18 protein-coding genes are annotated in these 22905 nt (G+C 72.8%); 6 read left to right on the top strand and 12 right to left on the bottom strand.

From position 1 onward, the window contains the following. Window positions 1-5: 5 nt before the first annotated feature. Window positions 6-434 carry an excalibur calcium-binding domain-containing protein gene (locus ACIGDI_RS08480; RefSeq protein WP_399892454.1) on the top strand — a complete coding sequence of 143 codons (429 nt, stop codon included), beginning with the start codon at window positions 6-8 and terminating at the stop codon, window positions 432-434. 30 nt (window positions 435-464) lie between these two features. Here the strand turns inward: ACIGDI_RS08480 and ACIGDI_RS08475 are convergent, their stop codons facing one another. Beyond that, on the bottom strand, window positions 465-1310 hold the full coding sequence (locus tag ACIGDI_RS08475) for an alpha/beta fold hydrolase (RefSeq protein ID WP_399892451.1): 846 nt from the start codon (window positions 1308-1310) through the stop codon (window positions 465-467). 189 nt (window positions 1311-1499) lie between these two features. Between ACIGDI_RS08475 and paaK the strand changes: the two genes are divergently transcribed. Then, window positions 1500-2798: a phenylacetate--CoA ligase PaaK gene (paaK, locus tag ACIGDI_RS08470; protein WP_399892448.1), complete on the top strand. Its 1299-nt coding sequence runs from the start codon at window positions 1500-1502 to the stop codon at window positions 2796-2798. Window positions 2799-2807: 9 nt separating this feature from the next. Here the strand turns inward: paaK and ACIGDI_RS08465 are convergent, their stop codons facing one another. Further along, window positions 2808-4310, bottom strand: coding sequence for a metallophosphoesterase (locus ACIGDI_RS08465; RefSeq protein ID WP_399892444.1), 1503 nt, complete (start codon window positions 4308-4310; stop codon window positions 2808-2810). Window positions 4311-4396: 86 nt separating this feature from the next. Beyond that, on the bottom strand, window positions 4397-5893 hold the full coding sequence (locus ACIGDI_RS08460) for an acyl-CoA synthetase (RefSeq protein WP_399892441.1): 1497 nt from the start codon (window positions 5891-5893) through the stop codon (window positions 4397-4399). Window positions 5894-5999: 106 nt separating this feature from the next. Between ACIGDI_RS08460 and ACIGDI_RS08455 the strand changes: the two genes are divergently transcribed. Then, the gene (locus ACIGDI_RS08455; RefSeq protein ID WP_399892438.1) at window positions 6000-8402 is read left to right on the top strand and encodes a penicillin acylase family protein; all 2403 of its coding nucleotides are present in this window, start codon (window positions 6000-6002) and stop codon (window positions 8400-8402) included. A gap of 55 nt (window positions 8403-8457) precedes the next feature. On the opposite strand, the gene ACIGDI_RS08450 is transcribed toward ACIGDI_RS08455, so the two are convergent. From ACIGDI_RS08450 to ACIGDI_RS08440, 3 genes are all read right to left on the bottom strand, one after another. Next, window positions 8458-9306: a hypothetical protein gene (locus tag ACIGDI_RS08450; RefSeq protein WP_399892435.1), complete on the bottom strand. Its 849-nt coding sequence runs from the start codon at window positions 9304-9306 to the stop codon at window positions 8458-8460. Between the two features lie 128 nt (window positions 9307-9434). Beyond that, window positions 9435-10997: an acyl-CoA synthetase gene (locus ACIGDI_RS08445; RefSeq protein ID WP_399892432.1), complete on the bottom strand. Its 1563-nt coding sequence runs from the start codon at window positions 10995-10997 to the stop codon at window positions 9435-9437. Beyond that, on the bottom strand, window positions 10994-12103 hold the full coding sequence (locus ACIGDI_RS08440; RefSeq protein ID WP_399892429.1) for an NAD(P)H-dependent flavin oxidoreductase: 1110 nt from the start codon (window positions 12101-12103) through the stop codon (window positions 10994-10996). The genes ACIGDI_RS08445 and ACIGDI_RS08440 overlap by 4 nt, the downstream gene beginning before the upstream one ends. Window positions 12104-12268: 165 nt before the next feature. Between ACIGDI_RS08440 and ACIGDI_RS08435 the strand changes: the two genes are divergently transcribed. Then, entirely contained in the window at window positions 12269-14050 is a 1782-nt protein-coding gene (locus ACIGDI_RS08435) for a serine hydrolase (protein WP_399892426.1), read from the top strand. Between the two features lie 232 nt (window positions 14051-14282). Continuing rightward, the gene (locus tag ACIGDI_RS08430) at window positions 14283-14699 is read left to right on the top strand and encodes an ankyrin repeat domain-containing protein (protein ID WP_399892423.1); all 417 of its coding nucleotides are present in this window, start codon (window positions 14283-14285) and stop codon (window positions 14697-14699) included. On the opposite strand, the gene ACIGDI_RS08425 is transcribed toward ACIGDI_RS08430, so the two are convergent. Continuing rightward, window positions 14677-15525 (bottom strand): LLM class flavin-dependent oxidoreductase, encoded by an 849-nt coding sequence (locus ACIGDI_RS08425; protein WP_399892420.1) that lies wholly within the window; start codon window positions 15523-15525, stop codon window positions 14677-14679. The two genes, ACIGDI_RS08430 and ACIGDI_RS08425, sit on opposite strands and share 23 nt — an antisense overlap. 83 nt (window positions 15526-15608) lie before the next feature. Next, complete coding sequence (locus ACIGDI_RS08420; protein ID WP_399892417.1) at window positions 15609-16628, bottom strand: aldo/keto reductase; 1020 nt, start codon at window positions 16626-16628, stop codon at window positions 15609-15611. 135 nt (window positions 16629-16763) lie between these two features. On the opposite strand from ACIGDI_RS08420, the gene ACIGDI_RS08415 reads away from it, so the two are divergent. Then, window positions 16764-17363, top strand: coding sequence for a TetR/AcrR family transcriptional regulator (locus ACIGDI_RS08415; protein WP_399892414.1), 600 nt, complete (start codon window positions 16764-16766; stop codon window positions 17361-17363). Here the strand turns inward: ACIGDI_RS08415 and ACIGDI_RS08410 are convergent. The 4 genes from ACIGDI_RS08410 to ACIGDI_RS08395 form a co-directional block, all read right to left on the bottom strand. After that, window positions 17360-18076: a class I SAM-dependent methyltransferase gene (locus tag ACIGDI_RS08410; RefSeq protein WP_399892998.1), complete on the bottom strand. Its 717-nt coding sequence runs from the start codon at window positions 18074-18076 to the stop codon at window positions 17360-17362. The genes ACIGDI_RS08415 and ACIGDI_RS08410 overlap by 4 nt on opposite strands. Window positions 18077-18126: 50 nt before the next feature. Next, the gene (locus ACIGDI_RS08405; protein WP_399892411.1) at window positions 18127-19695 is read right to left on the bottom strand and encodes a phytoene desaturase family protein; all 1569 of its coding nucleotides are present in this window, start codon (window positions 19693-19695) and stop codon (window positions 18127-18129) included. Between the two features lie 52 nt (window positions 19696-19747). Then, the gene (locus ACIGDI_RS08400) at window positions 19748-21991 is read right to left on the bottom strand and encodes a tetratricopeptide repeat protein (RefSeq protein ID WP_399892408.1); all 2244 of its coding nucleotides are present in this window, start codon (window positions 21989-21991) and stop codon (window positions 19748-19750) included. 62 nt (window positions 21992-22053) lie between these two features. Beyond that, a complete protein-coding gene (locus ACIGDI_RS08395) occupies window positions 22054-22896 on the bottom strand; it encodes an oxygenase MpaB family protein (protein ID WP_399892405.1) in 843 nt (280 codons plus the stop codon). Window positions 22897-22905: the final 9 nt, after the last annotated feature.

Raw genomic sequence — 22905 nt, 5'->3', positions numbered from 1 at the left:
CCCCCATGAACATATGCACACGCACCCTGAGCACGGCCGCGCTGGCGCTCCTCGCGACCGTCGGGCCCGCGGCAGCCGTGGCCCACGCGCAGAGCGACCGGGACTGCTCCGACTTCGTGTTCCAGGAGGAGGCGCAGGCGGTGTTCGACAGCGATCCGAGCGACCCCAACCGCCTGGACGCGGACAACGACGGCATCGCCTGCGAGGACCTGCCGCACCGGCCCACAGCCACGGCCACGGCCACACCCACGGCCACCGCTGCCGCCACCGCCGTACCGCAGCGGGGTGTCAACGCGGGGCTCGGCGGCAGCACGGGGCCCGCCGACTTCGAGGTGGTCGGCGGAGTCGGCCTCACCGTCCTGGGAGTGGGACTGGCCACCGGTCACCTGGTGCTGCGCCGGCGCCGCAGGGCCGCCCTGGCCCGAAGGCACTGAGCCCGCCCGGAGTCATCGCCCCCTCTGGGATCATGTCCCGGCATCATCCAGGAACGCGGTGACGCGGCGCGCGAACCAGTCCCCGTCGTCCATCCACGGGTAGTGCCCGGCGCCGGGCTGGACGTCGAACTCGGCGTTCGGGAACGCGTCGGCGGCGGCGCGCGCGAGCTCGGGGCACGGCCCTCCGTCGAGGCCGCCGGCGAGGACGAGCACCGGCGCGGTGACCTCGGCGAGGGCGGCGCGGGTGGCGGGCGGGTCGTAGGCGCCGTCGGAGCCGTAGATGTCGTGGGCCTCGTCGTTGAACTCCGCGTCGGAGCGTGCCACGTGTTCGGCGGCAGCCCGGTCCCAGCGGCCGTAGAAGAACGGCGCGCACGCGGGGTCGAAGTCCGACGTGCCGGCCAGACAGTCCTCGAAGGCGGGGAACGCCTCCTCGAACCAGGGCTCACCGCCGCGCGCACGGGCCGCCGCCAGCCGCTGCTCCGGGGTCGCCCGCAGGCCCAGCGCCCACGGGATCGCGGTCACCAGCACCAGCCGGGCCACCCGCGTCGGGTGACGGGCGGCGTGGAGCATGGCGAGGCTGCCGCCGGCCGAGTGCGCCAGCACGTCCATGCGCTCCAGCCCCAGGTGGACGCGCAACGCCTCCACGTCGTCCACGAGCCGGTCGCAGCGGTACGTCGCCGGGTCCGCCGGCACCGCGGAGTCGCCGGTGCCGCGCAGGTCCAGCAGGATCAACCGCCGATGCGCGGCGAGTCCGCCCAGGTCACCGAGGTAGGAGGAGGCCTGCATGGGACCGCCGGGCAGGACGACCAGCGGGGCGCCCTCCCCGCGAGGGTGATAGGCCAGCTCGGTTCCGTCCGGGGCGGTGAAGGTAGGCATGCCGCCGATCTTCACGGACGGTCCCCGCGGGTCGCAACGGGGTTCCGACCCGACGGGTCCGCTGCCCCGGTGAGAAATTCCGGGTGGACCCCTTGCCTGCCCGTGGGTGGCCTGAATTACTTGATCCCGAAGAGCTCGACCGAATGATCGGTCGCCCGAATTGATGTGGTCGGTGAGGGAGAAGCCCCCATGGCGGATGGTGCGGAGCTGCTGGACAGCGGGGAACGACTCGACGCGGAGGCGCTGCGGGCGCTGCAGCTGGAGCGGTTGCGGGCCTCGCTGCGGCACGCGTACGAACACGTGCCGTTCTACCGTGAGGCCTTCACCAAGGCCGGGGTGCGGCCGGAGGACTGCGAGTCCCTGTCCGACCTCGCGCGTTTCCCCTTCACCACCAAGGCCGACCTGCGCGAGAACTACCCGTACGGGATGTTCGCCGTGCCCCAGGACCGTATCCGCCGCATCCACGCCTCCAGCGGCACCACCGGGCGCCCCACGGTCGTGGGCTACACGGACGGCGACCTCTCCCTGTGGGCCGACATGGTGGCCCGCTCGCTCCGGGCGGCCGGCGGCAGGCCCGGCGACAAGGTCCATGTGGCCTACGGGTACGGGCTGTTCACCGGAGGTCTCGGCGCGCACTACGGCGCCGAGCGGCTCGGCTGTACGGTCATCCCGGCCTCCGGCGGCATGACGGCCCGTCAGGTACAGCTGATCCAGGACCTGGAGCCGCAGATCATCATGGTGACGCCGTCGTACATGCTCACCCTGCTCGACGAGTTCGAGCGGCAGGGGGTCGATCCGCGCGGTACGTCACTGCGGGTCGGCGTCTTCGGCGCCGAGCCGTGGACGGAGGAGATGCGGCGGGAGATCGAGGAGCGGTTCGCGATCGACGCCGTCGACATATACGGGCTGTCGGAGGTGATGGGCCCGGGTGTGGCGCAGGAGTGCGTGGAGACCAAGGACGGGCTGCACATCTGGGAGGACCACTTCTATCCGGAGGTCGTCGATCCCATCACGGGCGAGGTGCTGCCGGACGGCGAGGAGGGCGAACTGGTGTTCACCTCGCTGACCAAGGAGGGCATGCCCGTGGTGCGCTACCGCACACGCGATCTGACGCGGCTGCTGCCGGGTACGGCCCGGGTGTTCCGGCGGATGGAGAAGGTCACCGGGCGCAGCGACGACATGGTCATCCTGCGCGGGGTGAATCTCTTCCCGACGCAGATCGAGGAGATCGTGCTGCGGACGCCGGGCGTGGCGCCCCACTTCCAGCTGAAGCTGACCCGTGAGGGCCGTATGGACGCCCTCACCGTGCGGGCCGAGGCCCGCGCCGACGCGAGCGCGGAGGTGCGGGAGGCCGCCGCGGCGGCGATCGCGGCAGCCGTCAAGGACGGCATCGGTGTCACGGTCGCCGTGGAGATCGTCGAACCGGAGTCCCTGGAACGGTCGGTGGGCAAGATCCGCCGCATCATGGACCTGCGCCCGCGCGCCTGAACCCGGCGGTCAGACGCTCTCCGTGACGGTCCCGGCGAGGGAGGGCGACGAGAGGCGGGTGATGCCGGACAGGTCGCGGAAGACCACGCTGTTGCGGTCGGTGACCGAGCGGCCCAGCGCGTGGTGCGGCCACAGTCCGCCGGCCATCCGGCGGCTGCGCTCGCCCCACTCCAGGGCCTCCGCGCCGCGCGCCTTGAAGAAGTTCAGGGCGTAGCCGCCGGAGTGGATCCTGAGCAGGCTGAAACCGCCGGGGTACTCCTTGGCGGCGCCGACCTCCTGCAGGGCGACGTGCGGGGCCTGCGGCACGAGGGTGCGCTTGTTGCGGTGGGTGTGGCCGGCGTGGTGCAGGAAGACACCGGGGGTGGCGGCGTAGGCATCGATGATCGAGCGGGCCTGGCGGCGGCCGAGGCGCTGTCCCGCGCTGACCGGGAAGAGCGAGTCCCGGACGGTCAGCGGATGATGGCCGAAGACCACGGTGGGCTGTTCCCGGTTCTCCCGCAGCCGGCTGCGGAACCACGCCAGTTGCTCGGGGCCGAGCCCGCCCGAGTCGGCGCCGTTGCCCCGCTTCTCGTAGGTGTCCAGGCCGATGATCCGCAGCCCGCCCAGCTCACGGGCGAAGTAGCCGGGCTCGTCCGCCCGGCCGAACCCGCGGCGGAAGCCGTCGCCGTCGACGTCCTCCGAGCCGGGCCGGTCGTGGTTGCCGCGGACGACGAAGTAGTCGCGGTCATGGGTGCCGAAGCCGTCCAGGATGCCCCTGGCGCGAGCCAGGTCGGCGGGGCCGCCGCCGGCCGATATGTCGCCCGCGGCCAGCAGCAGGTCCGCTCCGCGCCGGAGGGCCTCCTCGACCAGGGCCCGGGTCATGATCTCCGGATACGGCGGCAGTCCGGCCTCCTGCGACACCCCGCGCAGCAGGGGGAAGCCGGTCACGAGGCCGGCGACGGTCTCGCCGAGGTGCAGGTCGTTGCAGAGGGCGATGGACATCAGGTGGCGGCCGGGCGGGGGCTGCGGCGTCGTGAAGGCGTACGGCCCGCCGAGCGAGCCCAGGCCGTGCCGGGAGGTGCCCGCGGCGTTGCCGCGGACCAGGTCCAGGGTGGTGGGCCGGGCGGCCACGCCCCGGGAGCGGGCCTGGTAGTAGTACGTCTGCCCCGGCTCCAGGCCGGTGAGCTCCACGTGGTGATGGGCGGTGAGCCCGTCCTCTCCCGCGGTGCGGTCGAGGTGGGACGGGTGGGTGCCGTAGACGACCTCACCCTCCGTGACGGCGGGCAGCATGCGGCCGAGGCCGTCGTCGGTGCCGGGGACGCCGGTGTACCAGGTGATGACGGCGCGGTCCTCGGTCAGCGTGACCAGTTCCAGATGGACGGCCGCGACCTCGTGCGGGTGCGGGAGGCGTGAGCGGGCGGCGGAGGCGGCCCTGAGCAGGGCCGGAGCGAGCAAGGCTCCCGAACGCAGCACCTCACAGGGGCCGGGGACTCCGGCGAGGGCGGCGAGAGGAGCGGAAAAGCAGCATCGCATGCTTGGTGGGTGCCCTCCTGCCGTATACATGACTCATGGTAGCGGTGGCAATACCGGATACGGCAGGAGACTGCTTGTGCATCGCATCACGTGCCGAAGCGGTCCCGCAGCCGCCGTTTGAGGATCTTCCCGCTGGCGTTGCGCGGCAGCTCCGTCACGAACACCACCCGCTTCGGCGCCTTGAACGGGGAGAGTTTCTCGCGGGCGTGCTCGATGAGTTCGGCCTCGGTGACCTCGCGCCGGGGGACGACGATCGCCGTGACGGCCTCGACCCACCGCTCGTCGGGCAGGCCGACCACGGCCACCTCGGCGACGGCGTCGTGCGTGTACAGGGCGTCCTCGACCTGGCGTGAAGCGACCAGTACGCCACCGGAGTTGATGACGTCCTTCACCCGGTCGACGATCGTGTAGTAGCCGTGCGCGTCGCGCACCGCGAGGTCGCCGGAGTGGAACCAGCCGTCGCGGAAGGCCTCGGCGGTCTCCTCGGGCTTGTCCCAGTAGCCCTCGCACAACTGCGGGGAGCGGTAGACGATTTCGCCGGGGGTGCCGTCGGGGACGTCCTTGCCGTTCTCGTCGACCACGCGGGCGTCGACGAAGAGGACGGGCCGGCCGCAGGAGTCCATGCGGCCCTTGTGTTCGTCGGGTGCCAGGACGGTGGCGAGGGGACCGATCTCGCTCTGGCCGAAGCAGTTGTAGAAGGCGAGCTTCGGCAGCCGCTCGCGCAGGCGCTCCAGGACGGGCACCGGCATGATCGACGCGCCGTAGTACGCCTTGCGCAGCCCGTCGAGGTCGCGGGTGGCGAAGTCGGGGCGGTTGGCGAGGCCGATCCACACCGTGGGCGGCGCGAACAGACTGTCCACGCGGTCGGCCTCGATCAGATCGAAGAGGCGGTCGCCGTCGGGGGCGTCGAGGATGATGTTCGTGGCGCCGACCGCGAGGTAGGGCAGCAGGAACACGTGCATCTGCGCCGAGTGGTACAGCGGCAGGGAGTGCGCGGGGCGGTCGCCGGCGCTGAGGTCGAGGGCGGTGATCGCGCTCAGGTACTCGTGGACCAAGGCACGGTGGGTCATCATCGCGCCCTTGGGCAGGGCCGTGGTGCCCGAGGTGTACAGCAGCTGCACGAGGTCCTCGGTGCGCGGCTCCGGGCCGTCGTGGGCGGGGGCCGTCGCCTGGCGGGCCAGCAGGGAGTCCTCGGCGTCACGCAGCGGCAGCGTCCTCGTACCGTCGGCGAGCCGCGGCGCCAGGTCGGGGTCGGCGAGGACCAGGGAGCTGCCGGACTGGCCGACGATGTAGGCGAGGTCGTCGCCGGTCAGGTTCTGGTTGACCGGGACGTGCACGAGTCCGGCGCGGGCGCAGGCCAGGAAGCCGATCAGGTACGCGTCGGAGTTGTGGCCGTAGGCGCCGACCCGGTCGCCGGGGCCGAGGCCCTGGCCGAGGAGGACGCTCGCCGCGCGGGAGACGGCCTCGTCGAGTTCCTGGTACGTCCACCTGCGGTCGGCGTACTCGATCGCGACCCGCGCCGGGGTGCGCCGGGCGCTGCGCCGCAGCACCCCGTCAACCGTGCTGCCCTGTCCCTGCGTCATGACTCATGATCCTCGGTCCGTGGCCGGGGCGGGTCAAGCACCCGGGCGGGTCACAGCCGCGGGCATGCTCAACCACCGCTCCTCTCAAGGATGTTGGGAGACACCATTGCGCACCCGTAGAAGACGACTGGTCGTCGCGGCCGTCGCGTTACTCTCCGCCGCGACCGCGTTGCCCGTCGCCGCGGCCGAGCGTCCCAGCCGCCAGGAACATCCCTCGCACGGCGGTCTGTCCGCCGTCATCCGCTACACCGAGTACGGAATCCCGCACATCGTCGCCAAGGACTACCCGGACCTGGGGTTCGGCACCGGCTGGGCGCAGGCCGCCGACCAGGTGTGCCTGCTCGCCGACGGCTTCACCACCGTACGGGGCGAGCGCTCGCGCTTCTTCGGGCCCGACGCGACGACCGACCGCTCGCTGTCGTCGGCGTCCAGCAACCTCGCCAGTGACCTGTACTTCGGGGGCATACGCCGGTCCGGCACGGTGGAGCGGCTGCTCGCCGAGCCGGCCCCGCTGGGCCCGAGCAAGGACGTGAAGGACCTGATGCGGGGCTTCGCCGCCGGGTACAACGCGTGGCTGGCGCGCAACCGGGTCACCGACCCCGCCTGCGCGGGCGCCGCCTGGCTGCGGCCCGTCACCGCGACGGACGTGGCCGTCCGCTTCTACGCCTTGTCCGTGCTGGCCGGTCAGGGCGGCGCCGTGGACGAGATCACCGGCGCCGAGCCGCCCTCCGGGACCGCAGCGACGGAACGGGCCGCCGAGGCCGAGGCCCTGGTCGGGCTGGTGCGGGACCGGTCGGCCGACATGGGGTCGAACGCGGTCGCCTTCAGCGGCGCGACCACGGCGAACGGCCGGGGCCTGCTGCTGGGCAACCCGCACTATCCGTGGCAGGGCGGACGCCGGTTCTGGCAGTCGCAGCAGACCATCCCGGGCCGGCTCGACGTCGCCGGCGGCTCGCTGCTGGGCTCCCCGACCGTCTCCATCGGCTACAACTCCCACGTGGCGTGGTCCCACACCGTCGCGACCGGCGTCCCGTTCAACCTGACCCGGCTGACCCTGGACCCGGCCGACCCCACCGTCTACCTGGTCGACGGCAGGCCGCACCGGATGACGAAGCGGACGGTGACCGTGGCGGTCAAGGGCGGTACGTCCGTGACCCGCAGCCAGTGGTGGACGCGGTACGGCCCGGTCGTCGCCGATCCGCAGGGCGATCCGCCGCTGCCCTGGACCGCGACGACGGCGTACGCGCTCAACGATGCGAACGCCGCGAACTTCCGCTTCCCCGACACCTCGCTCGGCTTCGCCCGGGCGCGCTCGACCGCGGGCGTCCTCGCCTCCCTCCGGCAGCACCAGGGGCTTCCCTGGGTGAACACCGTCGCCGCGGACTCCGCCGGGCACTCCCTCTACACCCAGTCGCAGGTGCTGCCCCGGATCACCGACGACCTCGCGGCCCGGTGCTCCACGGACCTCGGCAGGATCACCTACCCGCAGGCGGGCCTCGCGGTGCTCGACGGCTCCCGCGGCGACTGCGCGCTCGGCGGTGACGCCGACGCCGTACAGCCCGGCATCTTCGGTCCCGCCCGCATGCCCACGCTCAAGGACGCGCCGTACGCCGAGAACTCCAACGACAGCGCCTGGCTGACCAACGCGGACCGGCCGCTCACGGGCTACGAGCGGGTCTTCGGCGACATCGGCACCCCGCGCTCGTTGCGCACCAGGGGCGGCGTCGAGGACGTCGCGGCGATGGCGCGGCGGGGCGGGCTGACCGTCCGGGACCTGCAACGGCAGCAGTTCGCCAACCGGGTGCCGGCGGGTGATCTGGCCGCCGCCGACGCGGCGAAGGCGTGTGCCGCGCTGCCCGGTGGCACGGCGACGGCCGGTGACGGCACGGAGGTCGACGTCTCCGCGGCCTGTCCCGTGCTCGCGGCCTGGGGGCGGACCATGGACACCGACAGCCGGGGGGCGCTGCTCTTCGACCGCTTCTGGCGGAAGCTGACGGCCGCGGTGCCGCCCGGCCGGCTCTGGGAGGTGCCGTTCTCGGCGGCGGACCCGGTCCGCACCCCGAACACGCTGAACACCGCCGCGCCGGGCTTCGCCACGGCCCTCGCCGACGCGGTCGCGGAACTGCGCGCCAAGGGCACCGCGTTGGACACCCGGCTCGGCGACCACCAGTACGTCGTCCGGGGTGGCGAGCGCATCCCCGTGCCGGGCGGCTCGAACCGCCTCGGTGTGTGGAACGTGATCGAGCCGACGTGGGACGCGGCGAGCGGGGCCTATACGGAGGTGCCGTTCGGGTCCAGTCACATCCAGGCCGTCGGCTGGGACGGTGGCGGCTGCCCGGTGGCCCGCACCCTGCTGACGTACTCCCAGTCGTCGAACCCGAACTCGCCCCACTACAGCGACCAGACGCGGCTGTTGGCCGGTGAGAGGTGGGTGACGGCCCGGTTCTGCGAGAAGGACGTGCTGGCCTCGCCCGTGCTGCGGGTGGTGAGGGTCGGCGAGCACGGCTGAGCCCCGCACGGCCCCCGTCCCGTGCGGCGTGCGCGGGGCGGGGGCCGCCACCGGCTCAGCCTCCGCTCGGGGAGCTCAGCGGGCGGCCGGTGAAGGCGTCCAGGAGGATGCGGTCGCCCAACGGCCGCTTCAAGGTCACCGCTTTGGGCTCGCCGAGCATCTCGCTGGTGCAGATGCCGTCCTTGTGCCCGGTGATGGACGCGGACAGCACCACGCTGTCGTCGGTCTCCAGGACTTCGACCGCGGAGCCGTCGTCGCAGCCGCCGTGCTGGGCGATCACGGTGAGGGACCGGCCGTCGCGGGCGACGTTCACCAGCCGTGCGAGGGGCCACAGTTCGTCGCTCGGGACCTTCGCGACCGACCGGATCGGCGGGGCGGGCGGGCGCGAGGGGTCGAGGGCCACCCGTTTCAGCGGGGTGTCGTAGCCCTCGACGGTGAACAGCCAGGCCGGGACGCTCGCCGGGCCGCGGCTGGTGAGCAGGGTCGTCTCGCCGAGCCGGGCGTGCGTCACGGTGAGATGGGGTCCGTCGTTGCCGCCGCGGGCCACGGAGTCGTACGCCTGGCGTGCGCCCGTCAGCGGCAGGGTGAGCGAGCCGCCGTGGGACCACTTCACCCGGCCGGTGCGCGCCGCGACGGTGGGCAGGATGGTGCGCAGGACGAAGTTCCCGGTGGCGTAGGCGCGTTTGTCGGCGTCGGTGCGGGAGGCGCCGTCGGGCAGTCGGACCACGTCGTCGAGGGGGTGATAACCCTGCGTCCAGGCCTCGGCCGCGTCGGAGCCGCGCCAGGCCTCGGCGACCGCGCGGGCACGGGCCTGGGAGGTCCGCTCCGAGCGCGGGCCGCCGCCCGCGGCCCTCTCGCCGCCGCAGCCTGCCGCTGTGAGCAGGGCGAGTACGGACAGCAGCATGGCTGCGAGAGTGGTGTGCCTGCGCATGGGGTCCCCCGGGCCGACGGTGACGGTCGCGAACGCGGTGCCGTACTACGACGCACGGACAGCGCGCCGCGTTCGATCCGTCCTCCGTCGGCCGGTGCCCGTCACACGGGCCGCGTCCGCCCCTCCCAGTACGGCTCCCGCAGCCGCCGCTTGTACAGCTTGCCGTTGGGGTCGCGGGGCATCTCCGTGATGAAGTCGACGCTCTTGGGCCGCTTGTAGCCGGCGAGTCGCTCGGCGCAGTGCTCCATGATCGAGGCGGCCAGCGCGGGGCCCGGCTCGTGTCCCGGCGCCGGTTCGACGACCGCCTTGACCTCCTCGCCCCAGTCGTCGTGCGGGATGCCGAAGACGGCGGCGTCGGCGACGGCGGGGTGGGCCAGGAGCGCGGACTCGATCTCGGCCGGGTAGATGTTGACCCCGCCCGAGATGATCATGTCGATCTTGCGGTCGCGGAGGAAGAGGTAGCCGTCCTCGTCGAGGTAGCCGAGGTCGCCGACGGTGAAGTAGTCGCCGATGCGGTTCTTCTTCGTCTTGGCCTCGTCCTTGTGGTAGGCGAAGCCGCCGGTGTTCATCTTCATGTAGACGGTGCCGAGTTCGCCGGGCGGCAGCCGGTTGCCGTCCTCGTCGAAGACGGCGAGTTCGCTGATGGGCCACGCCTTGCCGACGGTGCCGGGTTTCTTCAGCCAGTCCTCCGCGGTGGCGAAGGCGCCGCCGCCCTCGCTGGCCGCGTAGTACTCCTCGACCGAGTCGCCCCACCAGTCGATCATCGCCCGTTTCACATGGTCGGGGCAGGGCGCGGCGCCGTGGATGGCGTGCCGCATGGACGAGACGTCGTAGGAGCGGCGGACGTCCTCCGGCAGGGCCAGCAGGCGGTGGAACTGGGTCGGGACCATGTGGGTGTGGGTGCACCTGTGGGTGTCGATGAGGCGCAGCATCTCCTCGGGCGTCCACTTGTCCATCAGGACCAGGCGGTGGCCGATGTGCAGGGACGCGCCCGCGAACTGCAGGACGGCCGTGTGGTAGAGCGGCGAGCAGACGAGGTGGACGTTGTCGTCGAACGGCTTGATGCCGAAGATGCCGAGGAATCCGCCGAGGTAGGCCTCCTCCGGTGCCCTGCCGGGCAGCGGGCGGCGGATGCCGCGGGGGCGGCCGGTGGTGCCCGAGGTGTAGTTCATGACCCAGCCGAGCTCACGGTCGGCGGGCGCGGACTCCGGCTGTCCGTCGAGGAGTTCGGTGTAGGGGCGGAAGCCCTCGACCTCGCCGACGGCGTAGCGGTGGGTGGCCGGCAGGCCGGCCTCGTCGGCGGCGTGGCGGGCGGGGCCGGCGAACCGCTCGTGGGCGATGAGCACCTTGGCGCCCGAGTCGGCGACGATCCAGCCGATTTCCGGGCCGACGAAGTGGTGGTTGACCGGCACGAGGTAGAGGCCGGCCTGGCTGGCGGCGAGGTAGGCGGTGAGGAACTCGACGCCGTTGGGCAGGACGACCGCGAAGGCGTCCCCGCGCGCGAGACCCGCGGCGCGCAGGCCGTGCACGAGTCGGTTGGTGGCGGCGTGCAGGCGACCGGCGGTCCACTCCTCGCCGTCGGGGGCGATGAGGACCTTACGGTCGGGGTCGGCGGTGGCCTGGGCCCAGAACCCGGCCGGGGGCGTGCTCGTCGTGCTCGTCATTCACCGCTCCTTCCGGCGATGCGGTTGACGCGGTCGACGGCTTCCTCGAAGCCGCGGGTGAGGTCGTCGAAGACCGCCTGGACGCTGCGTTCGCTGGTCATCCGGCCGACGATCTGGCCGACCGGCGTGCCGAGCAGTGGTTCGACCTCGTACTTCTGGATGCGGGTGAGGGCGTCGGCGACCAGCAGGCCCTGCAGGGGCATGGGGAGGGTGCCGGGTCCGCTGGGGTCGTCCCAGGCGTCGGTCCACTCGGTGCGGAGCTGGCGCGCGGGTTTCCCGGTCAGGGCGCGGGAGCGGACGGTGTCGCCGGAGCCCGCGGCCAGCAGTTTGCGGGTCACGGCAGGCGAGGAGAGGTCGGCCTCGGTGCAGGTCAGCCAGAGGGAGCCGAGCCACACCCCCTGGGCGCCGAGGGCGAGGGCGGCGGCCACCTGCTGTCCGCTGCCGATGCCTCCGGCGGCGAGGACCGGCAGCGGGTCCACGGCCTCGACGACCTCGGGGGTGAGCACCATGGAGGCGATCTCGCCGGTGTGGCCGCCCGCCTCGTAGCCCTGGGCGACGACGATGTCGATACCGCCCTCCTTGTGCTTGAGGGCGTGCCGGGCGCTGCCCGCGAGGGCGGCGACGAGGACGTCCTGGTCGTGGGCCCGGGCGACCACGTCGGCGGGCGGGGAGCCGAGGGCGTTGGCGAGCAGCCGTATCGGGTAGTCGAAGGCGACGTCGAGCTGGCTGCGGGCGACCTGTTCCATCCAGCCGGTGATGCGCCACCCGGAGGCGTCACCCTCGGCCAGTTCGGGCACCCCGTACTTGGCGAGGGTGTCCTTGACGAACTGGCGGTGCCCCTCGGGGATCATCGCCTCGACGTCGGCCTCCGTCACGCCCTCCACCTTCTTGGCGGGCATGACGACGTCGAGGCCGTAGGGCTTGCCGTCGACGTGGGCCTCCACCCAGTCGAGGTCGCGCTTGAGGTCGTCGGGGGCGGTGTAGCGGACCGCGCCGAGCACTCCGAAGCCGCCGGCCCGGCTGATGGCCGCGGCGACGGCGGGGAACGGCGTGAAGCCGAAGAGGGCGTGCTCGACTCCCAGTTTCTTGCTCAGCTCCGTCTGCATGGGCGCAGGATGCCGCAGTCCTCCGGACGACGGAAGGCCTTTTCTGATGCTCCGTCAGATTTCTTGCCAGGGCCCTGCCCTGTTGACACACCGCACCCCTGACACGAAAGTTTCAGTCCGCAAGGTGATCCCGGAAAGATACTTTCAGGCACGGGAGGCTCACCCATGACGGACGACGCGGCGGCCCGGCCGGGCATCTCCCGGCGCCAACTGGCCCGAAGAACCCTCGCCCTGGGCGGCGCCCTGGCCATCGCCCCGTTCCCCGCCGGCCCCGCGGCCGCGGCCGCCCCCGCCTCGGCCCACCCCACTCTGCGCCACGGCTCGCCCGAACGCGCCGGTCTGCTGGCCGGGCACCTTCGCCGACTGGTCACGGACGCCGAGACCTTCCTCGGCCCCTCCCCCAAGCACCCCTGGTACGCGGGCGCGGTCCTGCTGGCCGGACGCGGCGGTACCGTGGCGCTGCACCGGCCCATCGGCATGGCGGTGCGCTACCGGTCGTACGACGAGAAGACCGACACCGGCGTCGAGTTCCCCGCCGACCAGCAGATCCCCATGGCCGAGGACACCGTCTTCGACCTCGCCTCCGTCTCCAAGCTGTTCACCTCGCTGCTGGCGGTACGGCGCATCGAGTTGGGCGAACTGGAGCTGGAGGCGACCGTCGCCTCCTACGTCCCGGAGTTCGGGGCCGCGGGCAAGCAGGACGTCACCGTCCGCCAACTCCTCACCCACACCTCGGGCTTCCGCGACTGGATCCCCCTGTACAAGGCGCCGACGTACGACGACAGGATCCGACTCGTCTACGACGAGGCGCCGATCAACCCGCCCGGCACCAAGTACCTCTACTCCGACCTGAATCTGATCTCCCTCCAGCTGGTCCTGGAGAGGATCACGGGCCGCACCCTGGACGTCCTCCTTCGCGAGGACATCACCGGACCGCTCGGCCTCGACCGCACCCGCTACAACCCGCCCGCCTCCTGGCGGCCGACGATCGCGGCCACGGAGGACGAGCGGGCGCCCTGGTCCGGGCTGAACCGCGGGCTGGTGTGGGGCGAGGTGCACGACGAGAACGCCTACAGCCTGGGCGGGGTCGCCGGTCACGCCGGAGTGTTCTCGTGCGCCTGGGACCTGGCCGTGCTCGGCCGGACACTGCTCAACGGCGGCGCCTACGGCCGCGCCCGCATCCTGCGCCCGGAGTCCGTGGAATCGCTGTTCACCGACTTCAACACCGCCTTCCCCGGCCACGAGCACGGTCTCGGCTTCGAGCTCTACCAGCACTGGTACATGGGCGCGATGGCGACCCCGCGCACCGCGGGCCACACCGGCTTCACCGGCACCTCACTGGTCCTGGACCCGACGACCGACTCCTTTCTGGTCGTACTCGGCAACTCGGTCCACCCCGTGCGCACTTGGCGCTCCGGTTCCGCTCCCCGGGTCGCCGCCGGCAACAACATGGCGCGGGCCGTGCCCGTCCGCCCCGTACGCGGACGGACCGCCTGGTTCTCCGGCATGGCGAACGCCACGACGGCCACGCTCACCCTGCCCGCCCTCGACACCCGGCCGGGCGGCGCGCGGCTCGGCGCCGCACTGTGGTGGGACACCGAACCGGACGCGGACACCCTGACGTTGGAGACCACGGCGGACGGCGGCACCACCTGGCAGCCCCTGCCGTTCACCACCACCCGCCACGGCGAGCAGCCGCAGCAGCACCCCTCGGGTTCGGTCACGGGCTGGTCGGGCCGCCTCTGGCACCGCCTGACGGCCGAACTCCCGGCCACGGCACAACTCGCCGTCCGCTGGCGGTACTCGACGGACAAGCTGTACGTGGGACGGGGCGCCTACGTCGACGCGATCCGGGTCCGGGCCGGCGATGGCGTGCTCTTCGACGAGGCCCGCCCGGCCGACTCGGCACGGATCACGGCGGTGGGCTGGACGGCGTCGGCAGACTAGGGCCTGGATCAGCTCGGCTGCAGGGAACGGTGCGTGGCGGCGGACCCGAGCGGGGTCTGGTGCGTGCAGCTGCAAGGCGGAGGAGGGAGTCGACGCGGAGCGTCGGCGACTGACGACAACGCCGCAGATGCGCGTGCCAGGGCCCGCGACGCCGAGCTGATCCAAACGACAGGCCCTAGGTCGGGCTGAAAAGCCATGATCGGCCGGCGCCTTGGCGGCTAGTGTGCGGCCCATGAACCGACGGCGGCAGAAGAAGCTCACCGGCCGGCTCTTCGAGGCGGTCCTGCGGGGCGACACGATGCGGGTGGGGGCGCTGCTGCGCGCCGGAGCCGATCCGAAGCGAGCCGACCGCGAGGGCACCAGTCCTCTCTACGAGGCCGCCGTCAACGGCGAGGCCGGCATCGTCCGTCTGCTCCTGGCGGCCGGCGCCCCGCCCGACGCCGAGAGCTGCGGGATCGGCGCGGAGGGCACACCCCTGTGCGCCGCCGCGTGCTGGGGACACGCCGACGTGGTACGGGAGTTGCTGGCGCACGGCGCCGATCCGTCCCTGCGAGAGGACCACGGCACCGGCTGGTCCCCGCTGCGGTGGGCGGAGAACGGTCCGCACCCCGACACCGTCGAGCTGCTCACCGCGGCCGGTGCGGGCTGACCAGTTCGTCGGCGACCCAGCGCGCGACCCCGGCGGGGTACGGCGCCGGCAGTCCGAGCACGATGTGCCCGAATCCGGCGTCGAGGGCCTCGTCGATCGCGGCGCGCGTGGCAGCGGGCCGGTCGTAGTCCACGGGCAGATGGATCGAGCGGGTGACGGCGGCCGGATCGCGGCCGATCTCGGCGCAGTAGCGGTCGAGCAGCGCGCTGCGGCGGACCACGTCCTCGATGTCGCCGCCCGGGATGTTCCACAGATCGGCGTGCTCGGCGGCCACGCGCAGGGTCGCGGCGGAGCGGCCGCCGATCAGGATCGGCGGATGCGGGCGCTGGACGGGCTTGGGGTTGGCGAAGGCTCCGGTGAGGTGGTGCTGGGTGCCGTGGAAGTCGAAGGGTTCGTCCTCCGTCCACAGTCGCCGGATCACCGTGCAGGCCTCGGCGAGGCTCCGCACGGCGTCCGCGGTGTCCTGGAAGGGCAGGCCGTGTGCCGGGTACTCGCGATGGGCCTCGGGAGGGTGGGGGCGCGAGCCGACCCCGATGCCGAAGTCGAGCCGTCCGCCGGAGACGACGTCGACGGTCGTGGCGATCTTGGCCAGGACGGCGGGCGGCCGGAACCTGTTGCTGGTCACCAGGAGCCCCAGCCGTAGTCGCCGGGTCTGCGCGGCGAGGGCCGACAGCAGCGTCCAGCCTTCGTGGATCGGGCCGTTCGGGTCGCCGCCGATCGGCATCAGGTGGTCGAACAGCCAGGCGTGCTCGATCTCGGGGACCGTGTCGGCCTCGCGCCAGACGGCCAGGACGTCCTCGTACGAGACCTGCATGGGGGCGGTCATGATCCCGAAGCTCGGGGTGGCACGCGCGGTGGCATGTGACATTGCACTGTCGGTGGTATGTGACATTGCACTCTCCCTCTGACTCAGCGCCGGCGCAGTGCCGCGTCCAGCAGCGCCGGCGGCGCGTCGAACTTCTCGTGGGCGGCGAGGTCGGTGCCGGGCGCGACGATCGCGTCGATCGCGTCGAGCACGTCGGCGGAGAGCACCGTGTCGGCCGCGGCGAGCTGGCTGCGCAGGTGGTCGAGGGTGCGCGGGCCGATGAGCGCGCAGGTGACGGCGGGGTGAGCCGTGACGAACCCGAGGGCGAGCTGGATCAGGGTCAGTCCGGCCTCGTCGGCGACCCCGGCCAGCCGCTCGACGGCGTCGAGCCTGGCGCGGTTGTAGGGGCGGCTCAGGTCGAAGCGGTCCGGCATGAACGCCGAGCGGTTGGTGGCGACTTCACCGCCCTCGCGGATCGCGCCCGTCAGCCAGCCCGAGGCGAGCGGGCTCCACACCAGCACGCCGAGGCCGTACTCCTCGGCCACGGGCAGGACATGGGCCTCGACGCCGCGCTGCAGGATCGAGTAGCTGGGCTGTTCGGTGACATAGCGGCCGAGGCGGTGCTCGCGGGCGGCCCACTGTGCCTGCACGATGCGGTGGGCGGGGAAGGTCGAGGAGCCGAAGTAGCGGATCTTCCCGGCCCGTTGGAGGTCGGTGAGGGCCGACAGCGTCTCCTCGTCGCTGGTGGTCGGGTCCCATCGGTGGATCTGGTAGAGGTCCACGTGGTCGACGCCGAGCCGGCGCAGGCTGTCGTCGAGCGCGGTGACGAGCCAGCGGCGTGAACTGCCGCGGTGGTTGCGCTCGTCGCCCATCGGCATGGTCGCCTTGGTGGCCAGCACGATGTCGTCGCGGCGGCCGGCGATGGCCTTGCCGACCATCTCCTCCGATCCGCCGGCGCTGTACATGTCGGCGGTGTCGATGAGGTTGACGCCCGCCTCCAGGGCGGCGTCGACGATGGCGGTGGCCTCGTCCTGGGTGGTGTTCCCGATGGCCCCGAAGTTCATCGCGCCGAGCGCGAGCGTGCTGACCTGTACACCGGTGCGGCCCAAGGTGCGGTACTGCATGACCGTGTCTCCTCCTGGCATGGGTGGTTACCGGGTTCGCGCTCTGCCAGAATGGGCAAACCGGAACCTCGTTCCGGAACGACGATACGGAACCGTGTTCCGTTTTTGCAAGGCGACGGTGGAGGGAAGGGCTCTGTGAAGGACGGCGACAGCGACGAGGCGGGCGGGCGCGGTGCCCCGTCCCGGCGTAAGGACGCCAGGCGCAACAAGGAGACGCTGCTGGAGGCGGCCGCCGCGGTCTTCGTCACCAAGGGCGTGGACGCGCCGGTGCGGGACATCGCGGCCGAGGCGGGTGTCGGGCTCGGCACGCTGTACCGCCACTTCCCCACCCGGGCGGACCTGATCATCGGCGTCTACCGGCACCAGGTCGAGGCCTGCGCCGAGGCCGGCCCGGCCCTCCTGGCGAGCAGCGCGAGCCCGTACACCGCGCTGGCGAGCTGGATCGACCGCTTCGTCGACTTCCTGGTCACCAAGCACGGCCTGGCCGGTGTCCTGCAGTCCGACAGCGCCGGGTTCGAGACACTGCACGCCTACTTCCTGGACCGCCTGCTGCCGGTGTGCGAGCAGCTGCTGACCGCGGCGGAGGCCGCCGACGAGATCCGCCCCGGCCTGACGGCCTACGAACTCATGCGCGGCGTCGGCAACCTGTGCGCCGGCACGGAGACCGACCCCGACTACGACGCACGGCGCCTGGTCGAGCTCCTGGTCGCGGGGCTGGGCGCGACCCGGTCCTAGCCGGCCGCCCGGCCCGTCAGGACCGGCTGGTAGAAGCCGGTGGCGTCCGGGGTGTGCCAGTGGAGATCGGTGAACCCCGCCGCGCTCGCGGCATCCACGAGCTGCTGCTGGGACAGGGCCCGGGAGACGGCACGCCGGACGCGGACCTCCCAGCCCTCCTCGCGCGGCAGCAGCTGGAAGTGCTCCTGGTCGTAGTGCTCGCCGTCCTCGTGCCAGTGCCAGAGCTGGAAGGTGATCGTCCGGCCGTCGGAGCCGTTCGACACCTGGGGTGGTGTCGAGGCGGGGCGGGTGCGTCGGAGGTCGTCGTAGTCCCGGACGGTGAGCAGGAGCAGCCCGTCGTCGCGCAGCACGCGGCGCACCTCGCCGAGGGCCAGGGCCGTGTCCTCGTCGGTCAGCAGGTGGGCGATCGAGTTGTCGGCGCAGACGACCGCGTCGAAGACGCCCGGCCGGAACGGCAGCCGACGCATGTCGGCCGCCGTGGCCGGGAGCCCGAGGCCGCGGGCCGCCGCCTCGCCGGCGGCCCGCGCGGCGGCGACGGGGCTCAGGTCGCTGCCGACGACACGGTGCCCGGCGCGGGCCAGCCCGATCGCCTGGGTGCCGATTCCGCAGGCGCAGTCGAGCAAGTGGTGCGGGCCGGGGCCGAGTTCGCCGCGCAGCAGACCGTCCAGGATCCCGGCCTGACGGGCGATGCTCGCCTCCCAGTCCGCGAACATCCGGTGGTAGTCCGGGGCCAGCGAGTCGTAGAAGTCCCCGGCCGATGAGGTCACTCGCCGGTCGCCTCCAGGGCCGCCATCGCCGCGTTGTGGCCGGGAACTCCGCTCACGCCGCCCCCGCGGACCGCGCCGGCGCCGCAGAGCAGGACATTGTCGTGCGCGGTCTCCACGCCCCAGCGGCCGGTGTCCTCCTGGGCGTGGGGCCAGGCCAGGGCGCGGTGGAAGATGTTGCCGCCGGGCAGGCGCAGGTCGCGCTCCAGGTCCAGGGGCGTCTTCGCCTCGATGCAGGGGCGGCCGTCCGCGTCGACGGCCAGGCAGTCGGCGAGCGGTTCGGCGAGGTGGGCGTCGAGCTGGGCGAGGGTCGACTTGAGGAGTTCCTCGCGTACGGAGTCGTTGTCGCGCTCGAAGAGCCGGGCCGGTGTGTGCAGTCCGAACAGGGTGAGCGTCTGGTAGCCCTGCTCGACGAGGTCCGCACCGAGGATCGTCGGGTCGGTCAGGGAGTGGCAGTAGATCTCCGAGGGCGGCGCGCTGGGCAGCAGGCCCGCGGCGGCCTGGGCGTGGGCGGTGGCCAGCTGCTCGTAGCCCTCGGCGATGTGGAAGGTGCCGGAGAACGCCTCGCGCGGGTCGACGGAGTCGTCGCGCAGCCTGGGCAGCCTCTTGAGCAGCATGTTCACCTTGAGCTGGGCGCCCTCGGCGGGGGCGGGCGGCGCGTCGCCGGTCAGCTCGGCCAGGGCCTGCGGGGAGGCGTTGACCAGCACGTGCCGGGCGGCGACGACGGCCTCGCCGTCCGCCGAGCGGTACGTCACCTCCGCGGCTCGTCCGTCCGTGTCGATCCGCACCGCCTCGTGCCCGGTGGCGATGACCGCGCCCGCCTCCCGGGCCGCCGTGGCCAGGGCGTCGGTCAGCGCGCCCATGCCGCCGACCGGGACGTCCCACGCGCCCGTGCCGCCGCCGATGACGTGGTAGAGGAAGCAGCGGTTCTGGGCCAGCGAGGGATCGTGGGCGTCGGCGAAGGTGCCGATGAGGGCGTCGGTGAGGACCACGCCCCGCACCAGGTCGTCGGCGAAGCGGTACTCGACGGCGACGCCGATCGGGTCCTCGAAGAGGGTGCGCCAGGCCTCCTCGTCGTCGATGCGGCGGCGCAGCTCCTCCCGGGTGGGCAGCGGCTCGGTGAGGGTCGGGAAGACGCGCTCGGCGACGCGGCCGGTCATGCCGTAGAAGCGCTGCCAGGCCTCGTACTCGCGGTCGGAGCCGGTGAGCCGGGCGAAGGCTTCGCGGGTGCGCTTGTCGCCGCCGCCGACCAGCAGTCCGGTGGCCCGGCCGGAGCGTTCCACGGGGGTGTACGAGGAGATGGTGCGGGCGCGGACGCGGAAGTCGAGGCCGAGGTCGCGCACGATCTTCTTCGGCAGCAGGCTGACGAGGTACGAGTAGCGCGACAGCCGTGCGTCGACGCCGGCGAACGGCCGGGTGGAGACGGCGGCGCCGCCGGTGCGGTCGAGGCGCTCCAGCACCAGCACGGATCGGCCTGCCCGGGCCAGGTAGGCGGCGGCGACCAGGCCGTTGTGGCCGGCGCCGACGACGACGGCGTCGTAGCTGCGGTGTGCCTCGTGTGCGGTCATGGTTCTTGGTAACACGCGTTGATCCGGATCGGCCAGAGAGGGGCCGGCGCGATCACTGCCCGCCGGAGGCCCGCTGCTGCTGGCGCAGCACCGCGACCCTGCGGTACAGCTCGACGGCCTCCGCGCCGCGTCCGAGCTGCTCCAGGCAGTGGGCCTCGTCGTTGCGGCTGGAGAGGGTGTCGGGATGCTCGGGGCCCAGCACGCGCTCGCGGGCGGCGGCCACCCGCCGGTACTCGGTCAGGGCGTCGGCCCAGCGGCCCAGCCAGCCGAGGCCCACGGCGACCTCGCGGCGGCTGACGAGGGTGTCGGGGTGCTCGGGACCCAGCACCCGCTCGCGGATGGCGCACACGTCACGGGACTCGGCCAAGGCCTCCTCCCAGCGGCCCAGCCGGCCGAGGTTGACGCCGAGGCCGTGCCGGGCGCGCAGGGTCTCGGGATGGTTGGCTCCCTGGACCCGGGTGCGGTCGTCGATGAGCGCGCGGTACAGGGCCAGCGCGTCCTCGCTGCGGCCGAGGCGGCCGAGGCTGATGCCGACCTCGTAGCGGGCGGCGAGCGTGTCGGGATGGTCGGGGCCGAGGGCGCGGGAGCGGGCCTCGGCGACCTCGAGGTAGGTCTGCAGCGCCTCCTGCCAGCGGCCCAACTGCCCCAGCGCGTAGGCGACCTCGTACCGGGTGACCAGGGTGTCGGGGTGCTCGGGTCCCAGCACGCGGGCGCGGGCGGCGGCCACGTCGCGGGCCATGCGGTAGGAGTCCTCGGGGCGGCCGAGCCTGCTGAGGTTGAAGGCGAGGTTGTGGCGGCAGCGCAGGGTGTCGGGATGGTCGGCGCCCATGCCGCGCTCGCGGGCGGCGAGCACGGCGGTGTACACCTGGTGCGCGTCGAAGTGGCGGCCCAACTGGCCCAGCACATAGGCCATTTCCTGGCGGGCGGCCAGGGTGTCGGGGTGGTCGGCGCCCAGGGCCCGCGTTCTCGCGGCGGCCACGAACTTGTACTCCCGCAGGGCGTCGGCCGCGTGGCCGGTGCGGCTGAGGCTGAAGGCGACCTCGTAGCGGCTGGCGAGGGTGTCGGAGTGTTCGGGTCCCAGCAGCCGCGCGCGTTCGGCGGCCACCGCGCGGTGCACGTCCCCGGCCTCCGCCCAACGGCCCAGCCGGGCCAGGCTGAGCCCGGCGTTGTGCCGTCCGGCCAGGGCGGCGAGCGTCTGCGGGTCGGGCTCCCGCGGCGGCTCCGGCGCGTTCTCGCCGGGCCGTGCGGAGGCGGGGCGCGGGATCCACTCGCCGGTCAGCGCGGCACCGGCGTCCGGCGGGCCGGCGTCCGCTCCGGTGCCGGTGGCCTTGTGGCCCATGGTCATGCCGCGGGTCCAGGACGGCAGGCGGGGCGTGCCCGCGGGCCGCTGGCCGGGCGGGTGGAGGACCGGCTGCGGGGTCACGACGGTCGGCACGTACGCCGGTGTCGTACGCCCCAGACCGAGACGGCGGCCCAGCTCCTGGGCGTCCGGCGGGCGTTGTTCCGGCCGCTTGGCCAGCAGGTCCAGGATGATCCTCTCCAGGTATGCGGGCAGCTCGGCGCGGTGGCTGCGGGGCGGCCAGGGCGGGGTGTCGCGGTGGCCGACGAGGATGGCCCAGGGGTCGTCGAGGTCGAAGGGCGGCACTCCGGTGGCGATCTCGTACAGGACGCAGCCCAGCGAGTACAGGTCGCTGCGCTGGTCCACCTCGGAGCCGCCGATCTGCTCCGGGGACATGTAGTGCGGGGTGCCCATCGCGACGCCGGTGCCGGTCAGCCGGGAGGTGAAGCCGATGTCGTGGCCAAGGCGGGCGATGCCGAAGTCGCAGATCTTCACCGTGCCGTCGGTGAGCCGCACGATGTTGGCGGGCTTCAGGTCGCGGTGCACGATGCCCTGCTTGTGGGTGTAGGCGAGCGCGGAGGCGACCTGGTCGGCGATGTCGACGACGTCGGGGACGGGCAGCGGGTGGTGCTTGTTGTCCTCCAGCAGCTGGCTGAGGTTGCGGCCCTCGAGCAGCTCCATCACCAGGAAGAGGATGCCGTCGGTCTCGCCGAAGTCGTGGACGACGGTCACACCGCGGTGCTGGAGGGCGGCGGCCACCCTGGCCTCGCGGCGGAACCGCTCCCGCAGCACTCTGGTGAAGGCCTGGTCGTGGTGGGGGCCGAGAGGCTTGAGGCACTTCACGGCGACATGCCGGCCGAGCGACTCGTCCCGGGCCCGCCACACCTCGCCCATACCGCCCCGCCCGATCAGGTCGAGCAGCCGGTACCGGCCCTGGATCAGCCTGCTGTCCCCCATCGTCCGCGACCGCCCCCGTACCTCTTCGCCCCGCCCACCCCTGGCTCGTCCAGTATGGCGACCTATCGTCCGAGTTTGTACGGTGCCGGGCGCGAGCCGGGGCCGAGCCGGGACATCGCCCGCAGGATGTGCTTGGGCGGCAGTTGCCAGCGCACACGTGCGGGGACGCAGCGCAGCAGGTTGCCCGTGGCGCGAAGTCGCAGGGTGACGGTCCCGGGTTTCGGTGCCGGTCTGCCGTACAGCTCGTGGGCGTACGGCGGCAGGGCGGCGTACGCCAGTTGTGCCACGCGCCGCCACAGCACCTCGCGCGCCGGGACCAGGAGGGGATGCGTCGGCGGGCGGAGCAGGAAGTCGTCCACCTCGCGTGCCTCGGGTCCCACGGCGAGTTCGGAGCGGACCTTGTCGAAGTAGGCGTTCATCTCCGCCTGGTTCGCGGGAACGGCGTCCGGGTCGAGGCCCACCAGGCGGGCGCTGACGCGGTGTTCGCCGATGTAGCGGTCGGCCTCGGCGTCGGTGAGGCGGAAGCCGGAGCGGCGCACGACCTGCAGATAGGAGTCGATCTCGGCGCAGTGCACCCACAGCAGCAGCTCGGGTTCGTCGACGCCGTACCGCTCCCCCGTGCCGGGGTCGACGGCCGACAGCATCCGGTGGATCTTGCGGACCCGGGCGCCCGCCCGCTCGGCGGCCTCGGTGGTGCCGTACGTCGTGGTGCCCACGAAGTCGGCGGTCCGCATCAGCCGTCCCCAGGCGTCCCGGCGAAAGTCGGAGTTCTGCATGACTCCGCGCACCGCGCGTGGATGCAGGGCCTGGAGGTAGAGCGCGCGGATACCGGCGACCCACATCATCGGGTCGCCGTGCATCTGCCAGGTCACGGAGTTCGGTGTGAACAGCCCGGGATCACCCATGTCCGCAGG

It is taken from the genome of Streptomyces sp. NPDC085900 (genome assembly GCF_044540925.1).
Classification (GTDB): Bacteria; Actinomycetota; Actinomycetes; order Streptomycetales; family Streptomycetaceae; genus Streptomyces; species Streptomyces gilvifuscus.
The sequence above is the reverse complement of the archived record's forward strand: the minus strand, read 5'-3'. Positions and strand labels throughout refer to the sequence as shown.

Coding starts and splice junctions, on each gene's coding strand:
- paaK (WP_399892448.1), top strand. CDS start 1,500: ATGGCGGATGGTGCGGAGCTGCTGGACAGCGGGGAACGACTCGACGCG.
- ACIGDI_RS08440 (WP_399892429.1), bottom strand. CDS start 12,103: ATGCAGACGGAGCTGAGCAAGAAACTGGGAGTCGAGCACGCCCTCTTC.
- ACIGDI_RS08410 (WP_399892998.1), bottom strand. CDS start 18,076: ATGTTCGCGGACTGGGAGGCGAGCATCGCCCGTCAGGCCGGGATCCTG.
- ACIGDI_RS08400 (WP_399892408.1), bottom strand. CDS start 21,991: ATGGGGGACAGCAGGCTGATCCAGGGCCGGTACCGGCTGCTCGACCTG.
- ACIGDI_RS08465 (WP_399892444.1), bottom strand. CDS start 4,310: ATGCGATGCTGCTTTTCCGCTCCTCTCGCCGCCCTCGCCGGAGTCCCC.
- ACIGDI_RS08420 (WP_399892417.1), bottom strand. CDS start 16,628: ATGCAGTACCGCACCTTGGGCCGCACCGGTGTACAGGTCAGCACGCTC.
- ACIGDI_RS08460 (WP_399892441.1), bottom strand. CDS start 5,893: ATGACGCAGGGACAGGGCAGCACGGTTGACGGGGTGCTGCGGCGCAGC.
- ACIGDI_RS08450 (WP_399892435.1), bottom strand. CDS start 9,306: ATGCTGCTGTCCGTACTCGCCCTGCTCACAGCGGCAGGCTGCGGCGGC.
- ACIGDI_RS08435 (WP_399892426.1), top strand. CDS start 12,269: ATGACGGACGACGCGGCGGCCCGGCCGGGCATCTCCCGGCGCCAACTG.
- ACIGDI_RS08430 (WP_399892423.1), top strand. CDS start 14,283: ATGAACCGACGGCGGCAGAAGAAGCTCACCGGCCGGCTCTTCGAGGCG.
- ACIGDI_RS08395 (WP_399892405.1), bottom strand. CDS start 22,896: ATGGGTGATCCCGGGCTGTTCACACCGAACTCCGTGACCTGGCAGATG.
- ACIGDI_RS08425 (WP_399892420.1), bottom strand. CDS start 15,525: ATGACCGCCCCCATGCAGGTCTCGTACGAGGACGTCCTGGCCGTCTGG.
- ACIGDI_RS08445 (WP_399892432.1), bottom strand. CDS start 10,997: ATGACGAGCACGACGAGCACGCCCCCGGCCGGGTTCTGGGCCCAGGCC.
- ACIGDI_RS08405 (WP_399892411.1), bottom strand. CDS start 19,695: ATGACCGCACACGAGGCACACCGCAGCTACGACGCCGTCGTCGTCGGC.
- ACIGDI_RS08480 (WP_399892454.1), top strand. CDS start 6: ATGAACATATGCACACGCACCCTGAGCACGGCCGCGCTGGCGCTCCTC.
- ACIGDI_RS08475 (WP_399892451.1), bottom strand. CDS start 1,310: ATGCCTACCTTCACCGCCCCGGACGGAACCGAGCTGGCCTATCACCCT.